This window comes from Vibrio artabrorum (assembly GCF_024347295.1).
In the GTDB taxonomy this organism is placed as follows: Bacteria; Pseudomonadota; Gammaproteobacteria; order Enterobacterales; family Vibrionaceae; genus Vibrio; species Vibrio artabrorum.
Map to the genome: position 1 here is coordinate 2,650,147 of NZ_AP025458.1, position 23,233 is coordinate 2,673,379.

Genomic DNA, 23,233 nt, shown 5'->3' on the forward strand with positions numbered 1-23,233 from the left:
AATTAATTGAAAAACCTATTTAAAACAAGCTAACAACGTAAAAAATTGCTGACGCAAGAAGCAGGGTTCAAGGCAACAAAGGAACTCTCTTCTTGTCCATCAAGTACCACTTCTAACGAATATAAATGTGTAGGGTTAGGATTCTCAATATCAAAAAGGATCGGCGCCTCAACCTGGAACACAACACCGGTATGGTCTGCGCGCACATCTATCGGCATCACTAATGTCATGCCATTAAACTTGATAGAGGCAGACACCAGTCCCGGCTTTAGCGTCTGATAAATAACATCCACTTTAAACTCACACCCCCCACCGTGGTGCCAGATTTGCTCTGTGACAACTTGCTCTAGCTTGACGTTTCGAACGAACTGCAAATATGGCACTTGCCAGATCCCGATACGAGAATCAGATTTAACGACCGCCGATGAAGAGACTGACTTATCTATATCCTCTTCAAGCAATAAGCTCTCCTCCTCTTCAAGGAAAAGGATTTCAAAACGGTTACGGCCTAGCTGCATGTAAGGTCGAATATCTTTACAGTATTTCGCTTGGCTACCATCACAATCAAATACAGCGACACCATTGAGTCGCACTTCAGCAAAATAATCAATGCCAGCCATCACTAACTCAACAAACGGACACGCCAACATCGCATCATCCACTTCGATATCATGCATCAGATGCCACTCTTGCTCTGCAATCTCACTTTCACTCAAGTTATCAGGAAGCTTGGAACTTAACGGAGCCGGAAAGGTAATATCATCTTGTGGAATAGAGAGATCCGTCAATGGCGATATTTGCCAAAGACCATCGAGAGGTAATCGCATAGCATTCCTTGAGCTAGATCAATTTTGAACGCATTATAATGAATGAATGCCGATAAAGACATTCATTTTTCTGAGGATAAAAAAAATGCCAGCTCATGGCCGGCATTCTTAAAAACAGGGAAGAAATTACTCTTCGTCTTCATCATCTTCGTCTGGGTAGATAGCATCTTCACCTTCGTAGTAAGTGCCCCATCCGTCATAGATAATGTCAAACTTCTCAGCAAGATTGACAAGCTTCTCAACTTGCTCATCAATCACTTCGGCATTCAGAGTACATTGCATCGTTGCATCACAGCAAAGTAGCTTGTTGCCATCTTCGTCTTCTGTCTCTTCAGCTTCAAGCACTTCAAAACCCATTTTGAACGCTTCAACAACAGCTTTCTCAAGTACTGAGAAATCTTCAGCAAATAGATGATGCTCGATATCGTATAGAGCTTCAGGATCGCTACCATCTTCAATGAGTGCTTCAATGATGTCGCGAGTCTCTCCTTTTTGAAATTCAATTAATTCCGCTACTGATAGATATTCATCTTCGTGAGACATGTGTCTGCTCCAGAGTGTTGACTATGAAAAGATCAAATTTGATTGCCACGAAATATGGCATGGATCGCTCAAAAAAGCCACCCAGAACAGCCCTTGAAAGGTAAGTTTATCGCGGGATAACAGGCGTATTATCAATTAAAAAGTGAAATCAAAATCACAGAAACAAATCTCCAACATTTTATTAACCAAGGCGTGTTTTAGCATTTCGTTTTTATTGCCACTTGAAGACTTATTGAATAAAACTTGCGTGATTAGTCAAGTTAGATGCATATGCTCAATCGGTTTGGGGGTGCATAAATGCTCAGGTTACTATCGGAAAATGCATAATAGCGCATAATAAGTCACGATTAATAAGCAAAATCCAATTCTACCGCCCCTTAGCTTGGGCATAGATAGTCAAAAATTCAGTTCCATTCGCAATGACCATAATTGGAGTTTGCTATCTAAATTTTCGAAAAATACAGTATTTATCACCAAAAAAAGGAGAAACACCTTGTATTAACTCAAGCCGAGAAACTTGCATATTACCAACAAGCTTGTCATAAATAGACGCTGGATTAATAGTAAGGATGCAAAATGAGTAAGCTGTACGTTGGCTCCGAAGTCGGTCAATTAAGACGAGTTCTCCTAAATCGACCTGAAAGGGCACTCACCCACCTCACCCCTTCTAACTGTCATGAGCTGCTTTTTGATGATGTACTTGCAGTAGAAGCGGCAGGTGAAGAACACGATGCCTTTGCAACAACACTTCGTAATCAAGATGTTGAAGTGTTGCTACTGCATGACCTACTGGTTGAGACGCTCACTGTTGCTCAAGCTCGTGAGTGGCTGCTTAATACTCAAATCTCAGATTTCCGTTACGGTCCTATATTCGCTCGTGATTTAAAAGCATACCTTGCTCAAATGGACAATGAGCACTTGGCCACGATCCTACTTGGTGGTTTAGCTTATTCAGAGCTTCCGATTAAATCTTCTTCAATGCTACCGAAAATGCACCGCCCGCTCGATTTCGTTATTGAGCCGCTCCCCAACCATCTATTTACCCGTGATACGTCTTGCTGGGTTTATGGCGGTGTCTCTCTAAACCCTATGATGATGCCAGCTCGTCAACGAGAAACGAATCACTTGCGAGCAATATACCGCTGGCACCCTGTATTCGCAGGTCAAGATTTCATTAAGTATTTTGGTGATGAAGATCTTCACTATGACAATGCAAACATTGAAGGTGGTGATGTACTGGTTATCGGTAAAGGTGCCGTTCTTATCGGTATTTCAGAACGAACGAAACCACAAGGGGTCGAAAATCTAGCGGCCAGTTTATTCAAATCCGGTCAAGCGAAAGAAGTGATTGCAATAGATTTACCCAAGCATCGCTCTTGTATGCACCTTGATACAGTGATGACGCACATGGATATCGACACTTTCTCTGTCTATCCAGAAATCGTTCGTAAAGATCTCGACACGTGGCGCTTAACGCCGCAAGAAAAGGGTGAAATGCGAGTTGAAAAAGCCGACAACTACCTATCCGCGATTGAAGGCGCTCTTGGGCTCGATCAACTGACGATCATTACGACCGGTGGTGATAATTACGAAGCTGAACGCGAACAGTGGAATGACGCTAACAACGTACTGACCGTGAAACCCGGAACCGTAATCAGTTACGAGCGCAATGTTTACACCAATGAAAAATACGACAAAGCAGGTATCGAAGTTCTGACGATTCCAGGTAACGAACTCGGCCGTGGTCGTGGTGGCGCTCGCTGTATGAGCTGCCCTATCGAAAGAGACGGTATCTAAGTCAAAGAGCTCAGTTAAACAGATGCAAAAACTTATCTAGGCCAGTACCATCATACTGGCCTTTTATATCAAACCAATAAAATAAGTATTCACAAATACAGCATTTTTATGTTTAACTAAGTTCTTCTTTGATTCTATATACGCAAGGAGCGAGAGATGGCCTTTAATCTTCGCAATCGTAACTTTCTAAAACTTCTCGACTTTACCCCTAAAGAGATTCAGTTTTTACTCGACCTGTCTGCCGACTTAAAAAAAGCAAAGTATGCAGGTACAGAACAGAAGAAACTCAACGGCAAGAACATTGCTTTGATCTTCGAGAAAGCATCAACTCGAACACGATGTGCGTTTGAAGTGGCCGCCTTTGATCAAGGTGCTCAAGTCTCTTACCTTGGCCCTTCTGGCTCCCAGATTGGTCAAAAAGAATCAATGAAAGATACGGCGCGTGTTTTGGGGCGTATGTACGATGGTATCGAATACCGTGGTTTTGGCCAGAGTATCGTTGAAGACTTGGGCGCTTATGCGGGCGTGCCGGTTTGGAATGGCTTAACCGATGAGTTCCACCCTACTCAGATCTTAGCTGATTTCCTTACGATGCTTGAGCATGGTCGTGGTAAACATCTACACCAAATCCGCTTTGCTTATCTAGGTGATGCACGCAATAACATGGGTAACTCTCTGTTAGTCGGTGCTGCGAAAATGGGCATGGATATTCGCTTGGTCGCGCCAAAAGCGTTCTGGCCAGAAGAACAGCTCGTTGAAGAGTGCCAAGCTATCGCACAAAGTTCAGGGGCTAAAATCACTCTAACGGAAGACGTGGCGAAAGGCGTGAAAGGATGTGACTTCCTATACACCGATGTTTGGGTTTCGATGGGTGAAGCGCCAGAAGCTTGGGACCAACGAGTTGCGCTGATGACTCCTTACCAAGTAAATATGGATGCCATTAAGCTCACCGGTAATCCTCAAGTAAAATTCATGCACTGCTTACCCGCTTTCCACAACAATGAAACCGTGATCGGCCAGCAAGTCGCAGACAAGTATGGAATGAACGGTTTAGAAGTGACGGATGAAGTCTTTGAATCGGATTACTCGATTGTGTTTGATGAAGCAGAAAATCGCATGCATACCATCAAAGCAATAATGGTGGCGACATTAGGTCAATAGAGAATAACTTACATCAATAAAAGCTTGATGTAATCGCTTGCGCTCACAAATTGAAAGCGTATAATTCTCGGCAATTTGTCTGAGAGTAGTGAAAATGACGCCAACCAATATTGTAAAAACACATAATAACATTGTGAAAACACCCAATATTGCTCGTAAGCTAAGATGCTTATCAGGCCGTCTATTCTGCTTTTCAGCACTTTTTTAAAGCCTCCCATTATGGGGGGCTTTTTTATGGCCAATACATTATTGTGAGGAAGAAGATCATGGCGAATTCGCTCTATCAAAAGCACATCATCTCAATTCCAGAGCTTTCTCGTGAAGAGCTAGAATTAATTGTTCAAACGGCAGGTCAGCTGAAAGCTGAACCAAACCCAGAACTCATCAAAAACAAAGTTGTTGCCAGCTGCTTCTTCGAACCTTCAACGCGAACTCGTCTCTCTTTTGAAACGGCGATTCAACGCATCGGTGGTGATGTGATTGGTTTCGACAGTGGTGGTAACACTTCTTTAGCAAAAAAAGGTGAAACGCTAGCGGACTCGGTACAGGTTATCTCTTCCTACGTTGACGCTTACGTGATGCGTCACCCTCAAGAAGGTGCAGCACGTCTGGCTTCGGAGTTCTCAAACGGTGTACCGGTTATTAACGCGGGCGACGGCGCAAACCAACACCCAACACAAACGTTATTAGACCTGTTCTCTATAGCTGAAACACAAGGCCGCCTCGACAACCTAAACGTAGCCTTCGTTGGTGACCTTAAGTACGGCCGTACGGTTCACTCGCTGACTCAAGCACTCGCGAAGTTCGACAACATCTGTTTCTACTTCATCGCTCCAGAAGCACTGGCGATGCCTGACTACATTTGCGAAGAGCTTGATGAAGCGGGCATCAAGTACCAACTGTTGACGGAGATGGAAGATGTCATTCCTGAGCTGGATGTCTTGTACATGACTCGAGTTCAAAAAGAACGCTTTGATGAATCGGAATACGCGCACATCAAATCCGCATATATCCTGACCGCTCCGATGCTGGAAAATGCCCGTGACAACCTAAAGGTTCTGCACCCTTTACCACGCGTTGACGAAATTACCGTTGATGTCGATAAGACGCCTTACGCATACTACTTCCAGCAAGCTGAGAACGGTGTTTATGCGCGCGAAGCATTGTTAGCCCTTGTTCTTAATGAAACGCTGTAGAGGAGAGATATCATGTCTAAAGAGACTCAATTAAAAGTTGAAGCCATCAAAAACGGAACGGTTATCGACCATATTCCCGCGAATATCGGGATTAAGGTGCTCAAACTGTTCGACATGCATAACTCGAATCAACGAGTAACGATCGGCCTAAACTTACCCTCCTCTGCACTAGGCGGAAAAGATCTACTCAAGATTGAGAATGTTTTTATCACAGAAGAGCAAGCCAGCAAACTGGCTCTTTACGCGCCTCATGCGACCGTTAACCAAATCGAAGATTACGAGGTAGTTAAGAAGCTACCACTAGAGCTTCCTGAGCAGATCAACGATGTGTTTGAGTGTCCAAACACCAACTGTATTACTCACAATGAACCGGTTGAAAGCAGCTTTAAGATCTTTGAAAAGAAAGAAGATATTCGATTGAAGTGTAAGTATTGCGAAAAAGTCTTCTCTCGCGAGATCGTGACAGAAAGATAACGTCATACGGCAAAGTAAACCGAATGTAAAAACCATCAAATACCTCGCCTGTGCGGGGTATTTTACGCTTTACCTATCTAAAGTTTGAAGGCACACTGAAAGTTGATTTTTATCTAATAACTGATGGAATAAACCAATGACTAAAGTACTTCACACAGAATCTGCTCCAGCTGCAATCGGCCCATACGTACAAGGCGTTGACCTTGGCAACATGGTACTGACTTCTGGTCAAATCCCAGTAAATCCAGCAACTGGTGAAGTATCTGCTGATATCGCAGAGCAAGCTCGCCAATCTCTAGACAACGTTCAAGCGGTTGTTGAAGCTTCAGGCCTGACAGTAAAAGACATCGTAAAACTGACGGTATTCGTTAAAGACCTCAACGACTTCGGCACAGTAAACGAGGTTTACGGCAAATTCTTCGATGAGCACGGTGTGGCAAACTACCCGGCACGTTCATGCGTTGAAGTCGCTCGTCTACCAAAAGATGTCGGTATCGAGATCGAAGCTATTGCGGTTCGCAAATAGGTTTTGCTCTCTAAAATAAACAGTCTCAAGTAAACGAATTAGCAAAATGCTGGACGTTTATCAGAGACAAAAAAGGTTGCCCAGTTGGCAACCTTTTTTATTGTTCATCGTTTCGCTTAGATAATTACTTTTTATTAAGCTCAACCACTTCTTTGTCTAACACTTCCAGTTTGACAGCCATTTGCTCACGAGCTAGGTTAGCGAGTTGACGAACATTAGACTTATCGTAACCTTCAGTGCTGATAGGTGGCAGCATTTCAACAATCACATGACCATTATTCCAACGGTTTAGCTTTACGCCACCGGTTGAACTGCACACGATAGGAATGATCGGTAAGCCAGCACCAATCGCTGCATGGAAAGCGCCGGTCTTAAATGGCAATAAGCCACGGCCACGAGATCGAGTGCCCTCAGGAAACATCCACACTGATACATCGCTCTCTTTTAGGCTCGTCACGACCTGATCAATCGTACCGACCGCTTTACTGCGGTTAGCTCGGTCAATGAGGATATTACCCGTCAACCAGTACAACTGACCAAAAAGAGGCATCCACGCTAGGCTCTTCTTACCAACGGTGACAACCTTAGGTGTGACGGCTGATGAAATCGTGAATAAGTCCCAGCTATTTTGATGGTTAGCAACGTAGACGTGTTGACCACGAGAATAAGCATCTTCTGGGATACGAAGCTCTAATTTGATGCCGAATATTTTCGACATACGACCGAAATAACGGCCAAAGGTAAATACGTGCTTCGGATTACGTGGACTCAGTAGACAGTAACCACATCCAAATACAAACATAAGAATCGCAAATATCGCCACAGCGAAAATACGTAATATTGCTATCATTTTGTTCCTCACCAACCGTAAAGCTCATTCATCGAGTCACACTGAGGTGTACAACAGAGTCATTTGCGGTAAATACAACGATAAAAAAGCCGAAACCAAGGTTCCGACTTTTGTGTTTTTATCTTACGGATTCATGAATCACTAACCAAGTTAGCTCGACTCACGAAATCGTGTAATGTTTGCGCCTAAAGCGGAAAGCTTATCTTCAATCTTATCGTAACCACGATCGATGTGATAAATACGGTCCACGATGGTTTCACCTTGAGCAATACAACCCGCAATAACAAGGCTTGCAGATGCGCGAAGATCCGTTGCCATAACTTGAGCACCACTCAATTTATCGGTTTCGCCACAAATCGCCGTGTTACCTTCGATTTCAGCTTTTGCCCCCATTCTCTGTAATTCAGGAATGTGCATAAAGCGGTTTTCAAAGATAGTCTCAGTGATCACACCACTGCCCTTTGCCATCATGTTAAGCAGCGTAAACTGAGCTTGCATGTCCGTTGGGAAACCCGGGTGAGGTGCCGTTACGATTTTCACCGCTTTCAACTCACGATCTGTCATATCAAGACTGATCCAATCTTCCCCCGTTTCAACCTTCGCCCCCGCTTCTTCAAGCTTGGCTAATGCCGCTTCAAGAAGATGAGCATGGGTGTTACGACAAACCACTTTACCGCCAGAAACCGCAGCCGCCACCAGGAACGTACCGGTTTCAATACGGTCAGCAACCACAGAGTGGTAACCCCCACCAAGACGCTCAACGCCTTCGATCGTAATTGTGTCTGTGCCTGCGCCAGAAATTTTAGCACCTAACGTATTAAGAAAATCAGCCGTATCGACAATCTCAGGCTCACGCGCCGAGTTATCAAGAACCGTTTTGCCTTCCGCTAAAGTTGCAGCACACATGACCGTAATGGTGGCACCCACACTGATTTTATCCATTACGATATGCGCACCTTTTAGGCGGCCATCAACACTTGCTTTCACATAGCCATCTTCCAACACAATGGTCGCACCTAGCTGTTCTAGGCCATGGATATGCAGGTCAACAGGTCGAGCACCAATGGCACAGCCACCAGGGAGTGACACTTGCCCCTCACCAAAGCGAGCAACGAGAGGACCCAAAGCCCAAATAGAAGCGCGCATGGTTTTCACTAAATCGTAAGGCGCACAGAACTCGTTGATTTCACTGCCATCAACATGAACACTACCATTGCGCGTTACTTTAGCACCTAAACGCTTAAGCAGCTCCATCGTAGTATCGATATCACGTAAGTGAGGGACATTACTCACTTCAACTGGCTCTTCAGCAAGGATTGAAGCAAATAAGATAGGTAGCGCTGCATTTTTTGCGCCTGAGATCGTCACTTCACCGCTTAACGGTTTGTTTGATCCTATAACTCGAAACTTTTCCATCATAAACCTTAAAGTGACATCAGTTTCTTATCGCGTTCCCACTCTTCTGGCGTGAAAGCCTTAATAGAAAGAGCATGGATGTCATTGCGTTGAATGTATTCCATGAGTGGGCCGTAGATGAGCTGCTGCTTCTTAACTCGATTCATGCCATCAAAACATGCATCAACCGCAACAACTTCGTAATGACTGCCTTCTCCCTTCACGATAATTTCCTGAAGGTTCAGTGCTTCTGCTAATAATTCTTGTACTTTTGTGCTGTCCACCAATAGCTCCTGCCTAATTTTTTATGTGTTCTGCCATCATTGGCTGGATATTGCTCAATTGGAACAACGTTCGTAATTGTTCTGGCACGAAACTGAGCATTATATGACAGTTTTGATTTTTTGCATGCTCTAATAAGTGAATTAGCATCACCATTCCTGCTGAATCGACTCGATTGATATGGCTAAGGTCAATTTCAACGCTTGGCTCACTTGTTTGCCATTTTTCCAATACTCGCCAGATTGCCGGAACACTATCGCGATCGATATCTCCAATCAGCTGATAATTTTTAGCGCTTAATCGCTGCCATTGAGAGTGACTCATTTATTTCTTACTCTCAAAATGAATCGGTTGTGCCGCCAGTTTTTCTAGTTCACCAGCAACAGACAAGATACCCTCTTGACGAATCTTAGTGTTCCACTCTGATTGCTTACTCGACAGCAAACTTATGCCTTCTGCAACCATATCAAATGCCTTCCATTCGCCCGATTTTTTGTCTTTGCGCAGCTTAAATTCAAGCGTAATATTGGGCCGCGGCGTATCAATGATATCCACCTTAATCGTGGTAATACGGCTGTCAGGTTTCACTTTTGGTTCTGGGCCAAACTTAATGATTTGATCCGTGTATTGAGTCAGTACTTGGGCGTAAGAAGAAACAAGATATTGACGGAATGCATCAATAAATACACGAACATCTTTTCTATCCGCACCTTTCAAGTTTGGTCCCAATAGCTTAAGGGCTGCATATTGAGCATTCACATAAGGCATCAACTCTTCTTCCACGATGACCTTAAGTAACTCCGGATGTTGGTGAATGTTCTCTTGCTCACGCTTCAAACGTTCGAAGGCCACTTCGGCAACTTGAGTCATCATTTGATAAGGCTGTGTACGATCAATCGACTCCGCGGCAAAGGCGTGAGTTGATATCAGTAAAGCAACCAGAGTGAGAAAGGCTTTTTTCAATAGATTATTCGTCTTCAACATAATATTGTTTTTTAACACAAGACTACTCCTTCGCATCTTTATCATCCGATCCACCAACGCTGTACAACACTTGACCGATTAAATCTTCTAGCACTAATGCTGATTTGGTGTCTTCGATCGAATCACCGTCAACTAACATCTCTTCATCTTCAAAAATGAATCCAGGAACCAGACTGATGTACTGCTCACCGATTAAACCCGATGTTAATATTTGAGCACTAGAGGTATCAGGAAACTGCGAGTACTGACTATCAATCGACATTTCCACGACCGGAAGATAACTTTCAGTATCCAGCTCAATACTTTTCACTCGACCAACAACGACGCCACCAACTTTCACTGGAGAGCGAACTTTTAAGCTGCCAATATTATCAAAAGTCGCTTTCAAGTTGTAAGTATGGTTTGAACCGAGACCTTTTACGTCAGCGACTTGAAAGATCATGATTAAGATTGCGCAAATTCCGGCAATGACAAAGCTGCCGACCCATAATTCTAATTTTCGAGTTTGTTGCATGATTAATTCCCAAACATCAATGCGGTAAGAACAAAATCTAGCCCTAATACCGCTAGAGAAGAGTGCACAACTGTGCGTGTGGTTGCTTGACTAATCCCTTCCGAGGTCGGTACCGCATCATAACCATTGAAAAGCGCAACCCATGTTACGGTAATAGCAAAGACCATACATTTGATCATACTGTTGCCAATATCTCGACCTAACTCCACCGAAGACTGCATCGCTGACCAAAAGCTACCGTGGTCAATGCCTTTCCAATCGACACCCACTAACTGCGCTCCCCAAATACCGACCGCCATAAAGATCATCGCCAGCAGAGGCATCGAAATAAGACCCGCCCAAAGACGTGGTGCAATAATGCGTTTAAGGGGATCTACCGCCATCATTTCAAGGCTAGAGATTTGCTCCGTCGCCTTCATTAGTCCAATTTCCGCCGTCAATGCTGAACCAGCTCGTCCGGCAAATAAAAGCGCCGTCACCACTGGGCCGAGTTCACGAAGCAACGACAATGCAACCATTTGCCCGAGATTACCCTCAGCGCCGTAATCAATTAATACGACATAGCCCTGCAGGCTGAGCACCATGCCGATGAACAGACCCGAAACTAAAATAATAGCCAATGACTGAACGCCAACGCTATAAAGTTGTTTAACGAATAAAGGGAAGTTTTTTAGTCGCGGAATGCCAAACAAAGCCCCAAATAACATCAAGCTTGCTCGACCAAACGACTCACAGATCGCTAGTGTGCGCTTACCGACACCCGCAATGGCTTTAACAATCATATTAAAACAAATCCTTTTCTAAGCTCTTTGCAGGGAATCTAAATGGTACCGGACCATCGGCTTCGCCTTGCAAAAATTGCTGCACTCTCGGATCGCTATTATTGTACAACTCTTCAGGAGACCCCGCTGCGATGATTTTGCTATCAGCCATGAGGTAAACCCAGTCAGCAATACTCATCACCTCAGGCACATCGTGAGAGACAACAATGGAGGTTAAGCCCAAAGCTTGATTGAGATTCCGTATCAGTTCAACTAAGACCCCCATGGTGATAGGATCTTGACCGACAAAAGGCTCATCGTACATGATAAGTGCCGGATCCAAGGCGATCGCACGAGCCAATGCTGCACGTCTCGCCATTCCACCAGACAATTCGCTTGGCATTAATTGTGCCGCCCCTCGTAATCCTACCGCTTCAAGCTTAAGTAATACGATGGTACGAATGAGTTTTTCGTTCAGTTCTGTGTGCTCTCGCAGCGGAAACGCCACATTATCAAAGACATTAAGATCCGTAAAAAGCGCCCCTGATTGGAAAAGCATGCTCATTTTTTTACGCGCTTGATAGAGTTTTCGACGCGATAAGGCTGGGATATTATCCCCATCAAACCAAACTTCACCACTATCTGGCGGCAGTTGCCCACCAATCAAACGCAATAAGGTGGTTTTACCTATCCCTGATGGCCCCATGATTGCGGTTATTTTCCCTTGAGGAACGTCTAAACTGATGTCATCAAAGATAACGCGCTCACCTCGAGAGAAACTTAGGTTCTTCACTTTTACAAGCTCAGTATTCAACATGATCTTGTTGTTTCCTTGCTCTAAAAAACGCCAATTATGGCTGCAATAATAATGAGTCTACTTTAGAATTAAAAGCACTGTTCAATTAATTACAAAAATCAGAAAACCATGGCGGAGATCTGAAAGCATTGAGAAATTGCTTATTCAGCGACATTTCTTTACGACTAACTGGCAATTAATTTGTTGAGTGGCTTCCCTTTTACCCAGCAACAAGTCAAAATTAGCGGTTAATTCTCCGTTTTTATTATTTTTTTAGGAACCATTATGCTTCTTGAAGCGATTGCTTTTCTCGTTATCGGCCTAGGTTTTTTGGTGTGGAGTGCAGATAAGCTAGTTTACGGCGCTGCGGCTCTTGCTCGCAATGTCGGTATCTCACCATTAGTTATCGGCATGACGATTCTTGCAATGGGATCTTCGGCTCCTGAAATGATGGTTTCTGCAACCGCCGCCCTAGATGGCAAAACAGATACGGCTGTCGGTAATGTTTTAGGCTCGAACATCGCCAACATCGCACTGATTTTAGGCATTACAGCGCTAATTAAGCCGCTCTCTATCAGTTCTGGTATCATTCGCCGTGAACTTCCATTAATGATAGGTGTTACCGTATTAGCAGGCGCACTGCTTTGGGACAACCATTTAGGCTTTTATGAAGGCGTGTTGTTGTTTGTTCTTTTTGCCGCTTTCTTATTTGCCATGTTACAAATCAGTCGCAATGAAAAAAAGAATGGCGACGCCTTTCTTGAAGAGCAAGAGTCAGAGATCCCTGAAGGTGTCAGTAACCCTAAAGCTGTAATGTGGGTGATCATTGGCCTAATCGTTCTGCCTTTGTCGGCGAATATGCTGGTGGATAACGCGGTTGTTATCGCAAAATACTTTGGTATGAGTGATCTTGTAATTGGTTTAACCATCATTGCGGTTGGTACCAGCCTACCTGAACTTGCAGCATCACTTGCCGGCGTGATGAAGGGAGAAGACGACATGGCCGTGGGTAATATCATTGGTTCGAACGTGTTTAATATCCTTGCCGTTATGGGGATCCCAGGCATCCTCAACCCTTCAATGTTGAATGAGTTTGCAATGGGGCGTGACTTCTGGGTAATGCTAGGTGTATCCCTTCTCCTGGTGATTATGGCACTCGGCAAGTCTCGCAGAGTGAATCGAATTGAAGGTGGTATATTGATTGCGACGTTTGTGGCCTATCAAAGTTATCTACTCATGAACATGTCAGCTTAATTATTGATTTAACCTCCCGCATTTGGAGTATTTTATGTCTCAGCCATTCGATTATTGCAGTGTTGCAAAACAAGTTTTAGAAACCGAAGTTGCAGGTCTTACTCAATTAGACCAATATTTTAATGATGATTTTAGCAAGGCTTGTGATCTGATCCTAAACAACGAAGGCAAAGTGGTTGTGATGGGCATGGGTAAATCCGGTCACATTGGCAACAAAATAGCAGCAACGCTAGCAAGCACAGGAACATCCGCTTTCTTTGTACACCCAGGAGAAGCGGCGCACGGCGATTTAGGTATGATTGAACCGGGTGATATTGTGATTGCCATATCCAATTCAGGCGAATCAAATGAAATCCTCGGCCTATTCCCGGTATTAAAACGCTTGAACATCAAGATCATCAGCATGACAGGCAAGCCAGCATCAAACATGGCGACCTTCTCTGATATCCACTTACAAATTTCGGTACCGGAAGAAGCATGCCCACTCGGCTTAGCGCCAACAACCAGTACCACCGCGACTTTGGTTATGGGTGATGCATTAGCCGTTGCACTTTTGCAGGCTCGAGGCTTTACCGCTCAAGACTTTGCTCTGTCTCATCCCGGTGGTGCTTTAGGTCGTCAATTGCTGTTAAAACTCGATGATATAATGCACACAGGTGACGCTCTTCCTGTTGTCGCGCCAGATGCGCTAGTTCGAGACGCTCTATTAGAGATATCTCAAAAAGGCTTAGGCATGACGGCAATCGTTGGTAAAGATGGTCAAATGGCCGGTATTTTTACCGATGGTGATTTACGCCGTATCCTAGACAAGCGTGTTGATATTCATAACACCAAAATCGGCGATGTGATGACATTGAACCCGACGGTAGCTGAACCAAACATGCTGGCAGTCGAGGGATTAAACTTGATGCAAGCGAAAAGCATTAGTGGCCTGATGTTGTGCCATGAAGGTAAGCTGGTTGGAGCCTTAAACATGCATGACTTACTGAAAGCAGGAGTAATGTAATGACACAGACAATCGACACCCTATACGGCACCGTTGATGCTGATGTATTCGCTGTAGCAAAAGAGATCAAACTGCTGATCTGCGATGTCGATGGCGTCTTCTCTGATGGTCGCATCTACATGGGTAACAACGGTGAAGAGCTGAAAACCTTTCACACTCGTGACGGTTACGGCATTAAATCACTGATGAACGCGGGTATTGAAATCGCAATCATCACCGGCCGTCAATCTCAAATTGTTGAGAATCGAATGACCGCTCTCGGCATCAAGCTGATTTATCAAGGTCAAGACGATAAAGTTAAAGCATACCAAGACATTTGCGATAAGCTTTCAGTTAACCCTGAAAATACAGGTTATATTGGAGATGATTTGATCGACTGGCCGGTAATGGAAAAAGTTGGCTTGAAAGTCTGTGTAGCAGATGGTCACCCACTGCTAGCAAAACGAGCCAATTACGTAACAACCATTAACGGTGGCCACGGCGCGGTACGTGAAGTTTGCGACCTTATTTTACAAGCCAGAAATGAACTCGACGTGCACAAAGGTTTAAGCATATGAGTTTTACTCGTATTATCTATTTAATACTCATATTTATCGCTTGTTGGTCAACCTACTACTTGTTTGACAAACAGCAAACATCGACGATACAAGTGCCTCCGAATGTAGAGCTCCCTTCATTTAGTGGCAAGAGTTTGAACAACATTAGCTATAGCCAAACCGGTATTCGTAGCTATCTGGTTGAATCAACATATTTAGAGCACTACTCAGAGGTTGGCGATACACATTTTCAAAATCCGGTTCTCTCGGTATACCGAGATGGACAAACTATTGAATGGCGAATCACCGCTGATCGCGCAATTATGGATAAAAATCAAGTCGTCACTTTTTATGGCAATGTTGTAGCAAAGAACCTGTTGCCAGAAGCCAGTTTCGATACCATGACCACGGATAAGATGGTTGTTGAACTGACTAGCCGAGATTTTTATTCAGAGACTCCGGTCCATATGATCGGTACATTTTTTGAAACTGAGGGACAAGCAATGAAAGGTAATTTCGGTACCAACAATGCGACCCTCTTTAATTCTGTTCAAGGTAGATATGAAACTCTTACACCTTAGTTTATTCGCTTTGGCCCTTGCTGCACCAAGTGTCTATGCCCTATCTTCAGATAGCGAGCAGCCCGTCTACATCGACTCAGACAGCCAGCAATTGGACATGAAAAGTAACCAAGTGACATTTCTTGGCGATGTAAACCTGAAACAAGGTAGCATCAATATCAATGCCGATAAGGTTATTGTTACCCGTAATGCTGCCAACGGCGAAATCGAAGCCATTCAAGGCTTTGGCAAGCCCGCAACCTTCTCACAACTGACTGATGAAGGAAAAACACTTTACGGTGAAGCTAACGACTTACATTACCAACTGGTTGCTGACACATTAATCATGACTAAGAATGCGATGCTGTCTCAAGATGGCAGTATCATTCGCGGTTCTAAAATTACTTATGAGATCGGCTCTCAGAAATTAGTCGCTGACAGTGGTAAAAACAAACGTGTGTCAACGGTTTTACAACCAACGGAAGTGAATAAGTAACGATGGCTGTTCTAAAAGCAAAAAACCTAGCGAAAACCTACAGCAAGCGTAAAGTGGTCACCGATGTAAGCTTGCAAGTCGAATCGGGTCAGATTGTGGGTCTGCTTGGACCGAATGGTGCAGGCAAAACCACATCGTTCTATATGATTGTTGGTCTGGTTGCGCGAGATGAAGGCACCATCAGCATTGATGACCGAGACATCAGTATCTTACCCATGCACAGTCGCTCTCGTCTTGGTATCGGCTACTTACCTCAAGAAGCTTCTATTTTTCGTAAGTTGTCTGTAGAGGACAACATCATGGCGGTTTTACAAACGCGTGATGAAATGACCAAAGAACAGCGCCAAGATAAGTTGGAAGACCTGCTGGAGGAGTTCCACATTCAACATATCCGCACCAGCAATGGTATGGCTTTGTCCGGTGGTGAACGTCGTCGCGTTGAAATAGCTCGAGCTCTGGCAGCCAATCCGCAGTTCATTCTACTGGACGAACCCTTTGCCGGCGTTGACCCAATCTCTGTTATCGATATCAAAAAAATTATCGTTCACCTGCGTGATCGTGGTTTGGGTGTTTTAATCACTGACCACAACGTTCGTGAGACATTAGACGTATGTGAAAAAGCTTACATCGTAAGCCAAGGACACCTGATCGCTGAAGGTACGCCTGAGGACGTTCTCAATAACGAACAAGTTAAACAAGTTTATCTAGGCGAACAATTCCGTCTATGATTAGATAGAGAGTATCGAGAGTTCTAAGAATAATAACTAGGTAAGTAATACTGAATGAAACCCTCATTACAACTTAAGTTAGGCCAACAGTTAGCAATGACGCCTCAATTGCAGCAAGCGATTCGTTTGTTGCAATTGTCGACATTAGATTTGCAGCAAGAGATTCAAGAAGCACTTGAGTCTAATCCACTACTCGATGTCGAAGAAGGCAATGAAGAAGCACCGACGTCAGAAGAAAAACCTAGCAGTGACGAGAAAGAATCAGTTGATACCACAGAGCAAGACTTACCCGATAGCTCAGACTTAATCGAAAAATCAGAGATTGGCAACGAACTCGAGATCGACACAACTTGGGAAGACGTTTACAGCGCAAATACTGGGAACACTGGCATTGCTCTTGATGACGATATGCCTGTGTACCAAGGTGAAACGACGGAAAGCCTGCACGATTACCTGCTTTGGCAACTCGACTTAACACCATTTACAGAAACAGATAGAAGCATAGCTTTAACACTGATTGATGCGATTGATGACTACGGCTACCTCACTGTAACTTGTGAAGACATCCTTGAAAACTTCGCCAATGAAGAGATCGAGCTGGATGAAATTGAAGCCGTACGTAAACGAATTCAGCAGTTTGATCCGCTAGGGGTCGCTTCAGTCAATTTGCAAGATTGCTTGTTACTGCAACTGGCCACCTTCCCTCAAGATACGCCTTGGCTCAACGAAGCTAAGTTAGTACTGACTAGCCATATCGATCAGCTTGGTAATCGCGATTACAAACTGGTGATCAAAGAGACCAAGTTGAAAGAAGCAGAACTGCGTGAAGTTTTGCAACTGATTCAACAACTGGACCCTCGCCCTGGTAGTAAGATTACTCCGGATGAAACTGAGTATGTGGTTCCGGATGTATCGGTATTTAAAGACCTTGGTAAATGGGTCGTGACCATAAACCCGGATAGCGTGCCGAAGCTGAAAGTGAATCAGCAATACGCCAGTCTGAGTAGCAAAGGCAACAGCGCCGACAATCAATACATCCGCTCAAACTTGCAAGAAGCTAAGTGGCTAATTAAAAGCCTAGAGAGCCGAAATGAGACGCTACTCAAAGTTGCGAGATGCATTGTTGAACATCAACGTGATTTCTTCGAACATGGCGAAGAAGCGATGAAGCCAATGGTTCTAAACGATGTTGCACTCGCCGTTGATATGCATGAGTCGACAATATCTCGTGTTACGACTCAAAAATTCATGCATACGCCACGTGGTATTTTCGAACTCAAATACTTTTTCTCAAGCCATGTCAGCACTGACAATGGTGGTGAATGTTCATCGACAGCAATTCGCGCGCTCATTAAGAAACTTGTCGCGGCAGAAAATACGGCGAAACCTCTCAGTGATAGTAAGATTGCTGCCCTACTGGCTGACCAAGGGATACAGGTCGCTAGACGTACGATAGCGAAGTACCGTGAATCTCTGGGCATCGCCCCATCGAGTCAGCGTAAACGCCTACTATAAGTAAATTACGTTCGCTGTTTAGTCAGCGATGTGTTTGCTTTTAACCTGGCAACTAACTGAAAAGGAAAGTCTATGCAAATCAATATTCAAGGCCATCACGTTGATCTTACCGATTCAATGCAAGACTATGTTCACACGAAATTCGACAAACTTGAACGCTTTTTTGAACATATAAATAGCATTCAGGTTGTTTTAAAAGTTGAGAAAATCAATCAAATTGCAGAAGCGACCCTTCACATAAATCAAGGTGAGATTCATGCCGCAGCAACAGATGAAAATATGTATGCTGCGATTGATTCACTGGTTGACAAACTCGTCCGTCAACTCAACAAGCACAAAGAAAAACTAAGTAATCACTAACATGCAATTAAGCGAAGTACTTTCATTGGACTGCACCAAAAGTGCAGTCCAATGCACAAGCAAAAAAAGAGCCCTTGAGCTCATTAGTCAGATCGCAGCAGAAAGCTGTGGTCAAGATTCAACAGAACTGTTTGAGTGCATGTTGAGCCGCGAAAAAATGGGCACTACCGGTATTGGAAATGGTATCGCGATTCCCCATGCGCGTATGAACGTCAGTGACAAAGCCATTGCTGTGTTAATGCAATGCCAAGATCCCATTGAATTTGATGCGATTGACAATCGGCCTGTCGATCTACTCTTTGCTCTGTTTGTTCCAAGTGAGCAGTGCAAGGAACACCTAAAAACCCTTTCTTGTATGGCAGAACGACTTAACAACAAACAGGTACTTAAACAATTGCGCAATGCTCAAAGTGATCAAGAGCTTTACGACATCATGGTTCAAGTACCCACTGGCGAGCAATAACATGCGACTAATCGTGGTTAGTGGCCAATCAGGGGCCGGAAAAAGTGTAGCGCTAAGAGTCCTTGAAGACTTGGGGTATTATTGCGTTGATAACCTACCCGTCAACCTATTAAACGACTTTGTAGAATCAGTAAATGAGAGCAATCAAAACGTTGCCGTTAGCATTGATATCCGCAACCTGCCGAAAGATCCTCAGTTGGTCTCCGAAACACTAGAACAGCTTGAATCTGTCCACGGCATTAACATGAACGTGCTGTTTCTCGATGCAAGCAAGCAGACCCTACTCAAGCGCTATAGCGAAACACGCCGAATTCACCCTCTGTCTATTGGCCAAGACAAGCTCTCTCTTGAACAAGCGATTGATATTGAAAAGACGCTCTTGGCACCTCTTGCAGAGCAAGCTTGCATTGTTATTGACAGTAGTGACTGCAACCTCTACGAATTGAGCGAAAAGGTTCGATTTAAAGTGGAAGGTAAAGAGAGGCAAGAGCTGATCATTGTCTTTCAATCTTTCGGCTTTAAATATGGCCTGCCAAGTGATGCTGACTACGTATTTGATGTTCGCTTTTTGCCTAACCCTCACTGGGAACCTTCTCTACGCCCATTAACGGGCCTTGATGCTCCCATCCATTCATTTTTAGAGAAGCACCCTGAAGTTCTTGAACTCAAACAACAGATCCAAAGCTTTATTGAGCATTGGCTGCCTATGTTAGAAAAAAATAATCGTAGCTATTTAACCGTTGCGATTGGCTGTACTGGCGGTAAGCACCGTTCAGTGTACCTTACTCAAAAAATAGGTGATCACTTCGAACAACTTGGCCATCAAGTTCAAATCCGACATGCCTCATTAGAGAAAAATTAGCAGGGCTCGCCATGGAATTAACTCGTACTGTACTGATCCAAAACCGTTTAGGTCTTCACGCGAGAGCGGCCGTCAAATTGGTTGAGCTTGCACAAAGCTATGATGCCACTATCACCATCCATAGCGAAGAAGATAAAGTCGCGACCGCAGATAGCGTTATGGGGCTACTGATGCTGGAATCAGCACAAGGGCAACACATCACGATTCAAGCAGCAGGCAGTGACTCACAACAAGCACTGGATGCCGTCTGCCATCTTATTGAAGATAAATTTGATGAGGGTGAGTAGCAAAAACGCTTCACTCACAACACCTAAAACTCAAACAACGAACTAACCAATATTAAATCTTAGTTCTATCTAAGTTTATGATTTAAATAAGACCCAGAATTAAGTTACTATTCCACGCATTGTTAGAATAATGAGATAGGAGGAAAATATGGCAGAGCAATTAGAATTCGACCAAGCTCACCAAACCCTCCAAGAAGTCAGCGAAGCCCTAGAAAACGGCCGATTTGTTCACGTACGCCGACAACTTCAGGACATGGAACCTGAGGATATTGCACACCTTTTAGAAGCCTCCCCTCGCAAAAGTCGTGACGTACTCTGGCAACTCACCGATCCTGAAGACTACGGTGAAATTCTTGATGAACTAAACGAAGACGTCAAAGATGCTCTTGTGTCGAAAATGGCACCGGAGACCTTAGCTGAAGCAACCGAAGGCATGGAAACCGATGACGTCGCGTACGTACTTCGAAGCCTACCTGACGATGTTTCTCGCGAAGTCCTTTCTCAAATGGACTCCGTCGATCGTGCATTAGTTGAAACCGCCCTATCGTACCCAGAAGATTCAGCGGGTGCGCTGATGAACACCGATGTGATCACCATTCGTGGTGATGTCGATGTCGACGTTGTATTGCGCTACATGCGTATGCGTGGCGAACTGCCCGATGCAACCGATGCTCTGTATGTTATTGATGAAGAAGAACGTCTTATCGGTAACCTCTCGCTTACGACACTGGTAACGACTCAGCCTGATGTGGCGGTTTCCGAAGTGATGGAGGATGCCGACGAAGCAATTGCGGTTGAAACCAGCGCTTCTGACATTGCAAGCCTGTTCGAACGTCGTAATTGGGTTTCAGCGCCAGTTGTCGATAGCAATCAACACCTTGTTGGTCGTATCACTATCGATGACGTGGTTGATGTTATCCGTGAAGATGCCGAGCACTCAATGATGAGTATGGCGGGTATGGACGATGACGAAGATACCTTCGCCCCTGTCGTCAAATCCGCTCGCCGTCGCAGTGTGTGGCTTGGTGCTAACGTACTCGCGGCCCTTGCTGCGGCATCAGTATCGAATATGTTTGAAGCAACGCTCGACCAAATGGCCGCGATTGCGGTACTGATGACCATTGTACCGTCAATGGGTGGTGTCGCCGGCAACCAAACCGTTGCTCTGGTCATTCGTGGTTTGGCACTCGGCCATATCGGTGACAGTAACAAACGCGAACTACTACTCAAAGAGGCGGCCATCGGCTTCCTAAATGGCGTTCTCTGGGCTGTTATCATTGGTGGTATCGTGGTCGCTTGGAAAGGCAACTGGATATTGGGAGGCATCATCTCCGCAGCGATGATGACCAATTTGATTGTCGCAGGTATTGCCGGGGTCACTATCCCTGTGATGCTGAAGAAGATGAATATCGATCCAGCCCTTGCTGGCGGTATGGCACTGACCACAGTAACCGATGTAATTGGCCTATCGGTGTTCTTAGGCTTAGCCACCATACTTATCTAGCTTGATTACCGACCCAGTTAATACAGAAAGGGAGCCATCGGCTCCCTTTTTAATGCATCAGATTTAAGCTTCAGGCTCATGTTTAAACTGAAGCAAATTACTCACCCGCGACTTTCATCGACTCAAGCAGGATAGAACCGGTTTGAATTTGCGAACGTGTTTCAACGTCGTTGCCAACCGCAACAATCTGAGTAAACATCTCTTTTAGGTTACCTGCGATTGTGACTTCTGAGACTGGGTATTGGATCTCTCCGTTCTCGACCCAGAAACCCGCTGCGCCACGAGAGTAATCACCCGTTACGGTATTAACGCCTTGGCCCATCACTTCAGTCACTAGGAAACCCGTACCCAACTCTTTTAGCATCTGCTCAAAATTTTGGCCGGTCGATTTAACGAACCAGTTATGAATACCACCCGCATGGCCTGTTGGTGTCATGTCCATTTTACGTGCTGCGTAACTCGTCAGTAGATAAGTCGCCAGAACACCATCAGTGATGATTTCACGATCTTGAGTGAACACACCTTCGCTATCAAATGGGCTTGAAGCCAAACCACGCAAGATATGTGGTCGCTCAGAAATGTTAAACCAGTCAGGTAAAATTTTCTGACCGAGATGATCCAATAAGAACGATGATTTACGGTAAAGATTACCGCCACTGATCGCCATCACAAGGTGGCCAATCAAGCCAGTAGCAACATCGTTAGCAAACATAATTGGGTATTGGCCTGTTGGTAGCTTTTTCGCATCCAAACGGCTAATGGTCTTTTCTGCGGCTTCTTGACCTACGCGCTCAGGCGTCCATAACTCATCACGGTGACGTGCAACGGTGTAGCTGTAGTCTCGTTCCATTTCACCGTTAGCGCCTTGTCCAATTACACAGCAGCTCGTGCTATGACGGCTTGAAGCGTAGCTTGCTAGTAAGCCATGGCTGTTACCATAAACCTTAACGCCATAGTGGCTGTCGTAGCTTGCGCCATCACTCTGTTTGATCTTATCGCTATAAGCTAACGCTTGCTTCTCAGCAGCAATCGCAATCTCCGCGGCATAGTCAGGGTTTGGTTCATCAGGGTGGAAAAGATCCAAGTCTGGAATGTCTTTTACCATGTATTCTTTTGCTGCAGGACCGGCGAATGGGTCTTCAGAAGTGTACTGCGCGATATCAAGCGCAGCCGCGACGGTTTGAGCAATCGCCTTTTCACTCAGATCAGATGTAGATGCGCTGCCTTTTTTCTGGCCGCGATAAACAGTAATACCTAGCGCACCATCACTATTAAATTCAACGTTTTCCACTTCACACATACGTGTTGAAACACTTAAACCCGTTGACTTAGTAATCGCGACCTCAGCGGCGTCAGCACTCACTGATGCCATATCCAACGCTTTAGCTACTGCGGCTTCTAGCTCAACTCTTTGCTGGGCGACTTGCTGTTTTACATCCATATCTATTCTAATTTTTTAGGTCAATATTACGTAGGATAACAAGAATTTCGCTTTCTCCCCAAGATTCTTGCTAAAATAGGCAATATATTCGTTTGAGATAGTGACATAGGCAGAA

Annotated in this window: 28 protein-coding genes; 17 read left to right on the plus strand and 11 right to left on the minus strand. The window is 44.6% G+C overall.

All coding sequences use genetic code 11. The annotated features are described in order from the left end of the window. Nucleotides 1–29: 29 nt before the first annotated feature. The gene (locus OCU36_RS11925) at nt 30–827 is read right to left on the minus strand and encodes a glycosyl hydrolase 2 galactose-binding domain-containing protein (protein WP_261838172.1); all 798 of its coding nucleotides are present in this window, start codon (nt 825–827) and stop codon (nt 30–32) included. Between the two features lie 126 nt (nt 828–953). Next, nucleotides 954–1,370 carry a ribonuclease E inhibitor RraB gene (rraB, locus tag OCU36_RS11930; RefSeq protein WP_261838173.1) on the minus strand — a complete coding sequence of 139 codons (417 nt, stop codon included), beginning with the start codon at nt 1,368–1,370 and terminating at the stop codon, nt 954–956. Between the two features lie 576 nt (nt 1,371–1,946). On the opposite strand from rraB, the gene arcA reads away from it, so the two are divergent. From arcA to OCU36_RS11955, 5 genes are all read left to right on the plus strand, one after another. Continuing rightward, the gene (arcA, locus tag OCU36_RS11935; protein WP_261838174.1) at nt 1,947–3,167 is read left to right on the plus strand and encodes an arginine deiminase; all 1,221 of its coding nucleotides are present in this window, start codon (nt 1,947–1,949) and stop codon (nt 3,165–3,167) included. Between the two features lie 156 nt (nt 3,168–3,323). Continuing rightward, nucleotides 3,324–4,328 (plus strand): ornithine carbamoyltransferase, encoded by a 1,005-nt coding sequence (locus tag OCU36_RS11940; RefSeq protein ID WP_261838175.1) that lies wholly within the window; start codon nt 3,324–3,326, stop codon nt 4,326–4,328. 266 nt (nt 4,329–4,594) lie between these two features. Further along, nucleotides 4,595–5,524 (plus strand): aspartate carbamoyltransferase, encoded by a 930-nt coding sequence (gene pyrB, locus OCU36_RS11945; RefSeq protein WP_261838176.1) that lies wholly within the window; start codon nt 4,595–4,597, stop codon nt 5,522–5,524. A gap of 12 nt (nt 5,525–5,536) precedes the next feature. Further along, complete coding sequence (pyrI, locus tag OCU36_RS11950) at nt 5,537–5,998, plus strand: aspartate carbamoyltransferase regulatory subunit (protein WP_004735320.1); 462 nt, start codon at nt 5,537–5,539, stop codon at nt 5,996–5,998. 136 nt (nt 5,999–6,134) lie between these two features. Continuing rightward, nucleotides 6,135–6,524 (plus strand): RidA family protein, encoded by a 390-nt coding sequence (locus tag OCU36_RS11955; protein ID WP_004735319.1) that lies wholly within the window; start codon nt 6,135–6,137, stop codon nt 6,522–6,524. Between the two features lie 124 nt (nt 6,525–6,648). On the opposite strand, the gene OCU36_RS11960 is transcribed toward OCU36_RS11955, so the two are convergent. From OCU36_RS11960 to mlaF, 8 genes are all read right to left on the minus strand, one after another. Then, nucleotides 6,649–7,374, minus strand: coding sequence for a 1-acylglycerol-3-phosphate O-acyltransferase (locus OCU36_RS11960; RefSeq protein ID WP_261838177.1), 726 nt, complete (start codon nt 7,372–7,374; stop codon nt 6,649–6,651). Between the two features lie 150 nt (nt 7,375–7,524). Next, on the minus strand, nt 7,525–8,790 hold the full coding sequence (gene murA / locus OCU36_RS11965; RefSeq protein WP_261838178.1) for a UDP-N-acetylglucosamine 1-carboxyvinyltransferase: 1,266 nt from the start codon (nt 8,788–8,790) through the stop codon (nt 7,525–7,527). Between the two features lie 8 nt (nt 8,791–8,798). Continuing rightward, nucleotides 8,799–9,053, minus strand: a complete 255-nt coding sequence (gene ibaG / locus OCU36_RS11970; protein WP_261838179.1) for a BolA family iron metabolism protein IbaG — start codon at nt 9,051–9,053, stop codon at nt 8,799–8,801. A 13-nt stretch (nt 9,054–9,066) separates the two neighbouring features. Next, nucleotides 9,067–9,375: an STAS domain-containing protein gene (locus OCU36_RS11975; protein WP_261838180.1), complete on the minus strand. Its 309-nt coding sequence runs from the start codon at nt 9,373–9,375 to the stop codon at nt 9,067–9,069. Continuing rightward, nucleotides 9,376–10,035: an MlaC/ttg2D family ABC transporter substrate-binding protein gene (locus OCU36_RS11980; RefSeq protein ID WP_261839735.1), complete on the minus strand. Its 660-nt coding sequence runs from the start codon at nt 10,033–10,035 to the stop codon at nt 9,376–9,378. A 22-nt stretch (nt 10,036–10,057) separates the two neighbouring features. Further along, nucleotides 10,058–10,549, minus strand: a complete 492-nt coding sequence (gene mlaD / locus OCU36_RS11985) for an outer membrane lipid asymmetry maintenance protein MlaD (protein ID WP_261838181.1) — start codon at nt 10,547–10,549, stop codon at nt 10,058–10,060. 2 nt (nt 10,550–10,551) lie between these two features. Then, complete coding sequence (mlaE, locus tag OCU36_RS11990; RefSeq protein WP_261838182.1) at nt 10,552–11,331, minus strand: lipid asymmetry maintenance ABC transporter permease subunit MlaE; 780 nt, start codon at nt 11,329–11,331, stop codon at nt 10,552–10,554. 1 nt (nt 11,332) lies between these two features. Further along, on the minus strand, nt 11,333–12,127 hold the full coding sequence (mlaF, locus tag OCU36_RS11995) for a phospholipid ABC transporter ATP-binding protein MlaF (RefSeq protein WP_261838183.1): 795 nt from the start codon (nt 12,125–12,127) through the stop codon (nt 11,333–11,335). Nucleotides 12,128–12,391: 264 nt separating this feature from the next. Between mlaF and OCU36_RS12000 the strand changes: the two genes are divergently transcribed. From OCU36_RS12000 to mgtE, 12 genes are all read left to right on the plus strand, one after another. Beyond that, entirely contained in the window at nt 12,392–13,360 is a 969-nt protein-coding gene (locus tag OCU36_RS12000) for a calcium/sodium antiporter (RefSeq protein ID WP_261838184.1), read from the plus strand. Between the two features lie 34 nt (nt 13,361–13,394). Beyond that, nucleotides 13,395–14,366 (plus strand): arabinose-5-phosphate isomerase KdsD, encoded by a 972-nt coding sequence (kdsD, locus tag OCU36_RS12005; RefSeq protein WP_261838185.1) that lies wholly within the window; start codon nt 13,395–13,397, stop codon nt 14,364–14,366. Further along, the gene (gene kdsC, locus OCU36_RS12010; RefSeq protein WP_261838186.1) at nt 14,366–14,923 is read left to right on the plus strand and encodes a 3-deoxy-manno-octulosonate-8-phosphatase KdsC; all 558 of its coding nucleotides are present in this window, start codon (nt 14,366–14,368) and stop codon (nt 14,921–14,923) included. Before kdsD ends, kdsC begins: the two co-directional genes overlap by 1 nt. Then, nucleotides 14,920–15,483, plus strand: coding sequence for an LPS export ABC transporter periplasmic protein LptC (lptC, locus tag OCU36_RS12015; protein WP_261838187.1), 564 nt, complete (start codon nt 14,920–14,922; stop codon nt 15,481–15,483). Before kdsC ends, lptC begins: the two co-directional genes overlap by 4 nt. Then, on the plus strand, nt 15,464–15,958 hold the full coding sequence (lptA, locus tag OCU36_RS12020) for a lipopolysaccharide transport periplasmic protein LptA (protein WP_261838188.1): 495 nt from the start codon (nt 15,464–15,466) through the stop codon (nt 15,956–15,958). Before lptC ends, lptA begins: the two co-directional genes overlap by 20 nt. A gap of 2 nt (nt 15,959–15,960) precedes the next feature. Continuing rightward, entirely contained in the window at nt 15,961–16,686 is a 726-nt protein-coding gene (gene lptB, locus OCU36_RS12025; protein ID WP_261838189.1) for an LPS export ABC transporter ATP-binding protein, read from the plus strand. 54 nt (nt 16,687–16,740) lie between these two features. Further along, nucleotides 16,741–18,201 carry an RNA polymerase factor sigma-54 gene (locus tag OCU36_RS12030; protein ID WP_261838190.1) on the plus strand — a complete coding sequence of 487 codons (1,461 nt, stop codon included), beginning with the start codon at nt 16,741–16,743 and terminating at the stop codon, nt 18,199–18,201. 72 nt (nt 18,202–18,273) lie between these two features. Beyond that, entirely contained in the window at nt 18,274–18,561 is a 288-nt protein-coding gene (hpf, locus tag OCU36_RS12035; RefSeq protein WP_261838191.1) for a ribosome hibernation promoting factor, read from the plus strand. Nucleotide 18,562: 1 nt separating this feature from the next. After that, nucleotides 18,563–19,024, plus strand: a complete 462-nt coding sequence (gene ptsN / locus OCU36_RS12040) for a PTS IIA-like nitrogen regulatory protein PtsN (protein ID WP_261838192.1) — start codon at nt 18,563–18,565, stop codon at nt 19,022–19,024. Between the two features lies 1 nt (nt 19,025). Continuing rightward, nucleotides 19,026–19,886, plus strand: a complete 861-nt coding sequence (rapZ, locus tag OCU36_RS12045; protein ID WP_261838193.1) for an RNase adapter RapZ — start codon at nt 19,026–19,028, stop codon at nt 19,884–19,886. Nucleotides 19,887–19,897: 11 nt separating this feature from the next. Further along, nucleotides 19,898–20,173 carry an HPr family phosphocarrier protein gene (locus OCU36_RS12050; RefSeq protein ID WP_261838194.1) on the plus strand — a complete coding sequence of 92 codons (276 nt, stop codon included), beginning with the start codon at nt 19,898–19,900 and terminating at the stop codon, nt 20,171–20,173. A 148-nt stretch (nt 20,174–20,321) separates the two neighbouring features. Next, nucleotides 20,322–21,677 carry a magnesium transporter gene (mgtE, locus tag OCU36_RS12055; RefSeq protein WP_261838195.1) on the plus strand — a complete coding sequence of 452 codons (1,356 nt, stop codon included), beginning with the start codon at nt 20,322–20,324 and terminating at the stop codon, nt 21,675–21,677. A 97-nt stretch (nt 21,678–21,774) separates the two neighbouring features. Here mgtE and pmbA read toward each other — a convergent pair whose 3' ends face one another. Further along, nucleotides 21,775–23,118 (minus strand): metalloprotease PmbA, encoded by a 1,344-nt coding sequence (gene pmbA / locus OCU36_RS12060; RefSeq protein WP_261838196.1) that lies wholly within the window; start codon nt 23,116–23,118, stop codon nt 21,775–21,777. Nucleotides 23,119–23,233 lie beyond the last annotated feature (115 nt).

Bases quoted from the DNA above. Each gene is read 5' to 3' on its own strand.
- mgtE (WP_261838195.1), top strand. From the start codon at position 20,322: ATGGCAGAGCAATTAGAATTCGACCAAGCTCACCAAACCCTCCAAGAA.
- lptC (WP_261838187.1), top strand. From the start codon at position 14,920: ATGAGTTTTACTCGTATTATCTATTTAATACTCATATTTATCGCTTGT.
- pyrI (WP_004735320.1), top strand. From the start codon at position 5,537: ATGTCTAAAGAGACTCAATTAAAAGTTGAAGCCATCAAAAACGGAACG.
- mlaD (WP_261838181.1), bottom strand. From the start codon at position 10,549: ATGCAACAAACTCGAAAATTAGAATTATGGGTCGGCAGCTTTGTCATT.
- rraB (WP_261838173.1), bottom strand. From the start codon at position 1,370: ATGTCTCACGAAGATGAATATCTATCAGTAGCGGAATTAATTGAATTT.
- arcA (WP_261838174.1), top strand. From the start codon at position 1,947: ATGAGTAAGCTGTACGTTGGCTCCGAAGTCGGTCAATTAAGACGAGTT.
- mlaE (WP_261838182.1), bottom strand. From the start codon at position 11,331: ATGATTGTTAAAGCCATTGCGGGTGTCGGTAAGCGCACACTAGCGATC.
- lptA (WP_261838188.1), top strand. From the start codon at position 15,464: ATGAAACTCTTACACCTTAGTTTATTCGCTTTGGCCCTTGCTGCACCA.
- mlaF (WP_261838183.1), bottom strand. From the start codon at position 12,127: ATGTTGAATACTGAGCTTGTAAAAGTGAAGAACCTAAGTTTCTCTCGA.
- OCU36_RS11925 (WP_261838172.1), bottom strand. From the start codon at position 827: ATGCGATTACCTCTCGATGGTCTTTGGCAAATATCGCCATTGACGGAT.
- OCU36_RS11980 (WP_261839735.1), bottom strand. From the start codon at position 10,035: ATGTTGAAGACGAATAATCTATTGAAAAAAGCCTTTCTCACTCTGGTT.
- OCU36_RS11940 (WP_261838175.1), top strand. From the start codon at position 3,324: ATGGCCTTTAATCTTCGCAATCGTAACTTTCTAAAACTTCTCGACTTT.
- OCU36_RS12000 (WP_261838184.1), top strand. From the start codon at position 12,392: ATGCTTCTTGAAGCGATTGCTTTTCTCGTTATCGGCCTAGGTTTTTTG.
- pyrB (WP_261838176.1), top strand. From the start codon at position 4,595: ATGGCGAATTCGCTCTATCAAAAGCACATCATCTCAATTCCAGAGCTT.
- ptsN (WP_261838192.1), top strand. From the start codon at position 18,563: ATGCAATTAAGCGAAGTACTTTCATTGGACTGCACCAAAAGTGCAGTC.
- OCU36_RS12030 (WP_261838190.1), top strand. From the start codon at position 16,741: ATGAAACCCTCATTACAACTTAAGTTAGGCCAACAGTTAGCAATGACG.
- OCU36_RS12050 (WP_261838194.1), top strand. From the start codon at position 19,898: ATGGAATTAACTCGTACTGTACTGATCCAAAACCGTTTAGGTCTTCAC.
- OCU36_RS11975 (WP_261838180.1), bottom strand. From the start codon at position 9,375: ATGAGTCACTCTCAATGGCAGCGATTAAGCGCTAAAAATTATCAGCTG.
- rapZ (WP_261838193.1), top strand. From the start codon at position 19,026: ATGCGACTAATCGTGGTTAGTGGCCAATCAGGGGCCGGAAAAAGTGTA.
- kdsC (WP_261838186.1), top strand. From the start codon at position 14,366: ATGACACAGACAATCGACACCCTATACGGCACCGTTGATGCTGATGTA.
- hpf (WP_261838191.1), top strand. From the start codon at position 18,274: ATGCAAATCAATATTCAAGGCCATCACGTTGATCTTACCGATTCAATG.
- murA (WP_261838178.1), bottom strand. From the start codon at position 8,790: ATGGAAAAGTTTCGAGTTATAGGATCAAACAAACCGTTAAGCGGTGAA.
- OCU36_RS11955 (WP_004735319.1), top strand. From the start codon at position 6,135: ATGACTAAAGTACTTCACACAGAATCTGCTCCAGCTGCAATCGGCCCA.
- lptB (WP_261838189.1), top strand. From the start codon at position 15,961: ATGGCTGTTCTAAAAGCAAAAAACCTAGCGAAAACCTACAGCAAGCGT.
- kdsD (WP_261838185.1), top strand. From the start codon at position 13,395: ATGTCTCAGCCATTCGATTATTGCAGTGTTGCAAAACAAGTTTTAGAA.
- pmbA (WP_261838196.1), bottom strand. From the start codon at position 23,118: ATGGATGTAAAACAGCAAGTCGCCCAGCAAAGAGTTGAGCTAGAAGCC.
- OCU36_RS11960 (WP_261838177.1), bottom strand. From the start codon at position 7,374: ATGATAGCAATATTACGTATTTTCGCTGTGGCGATATTTGCGATTCTT.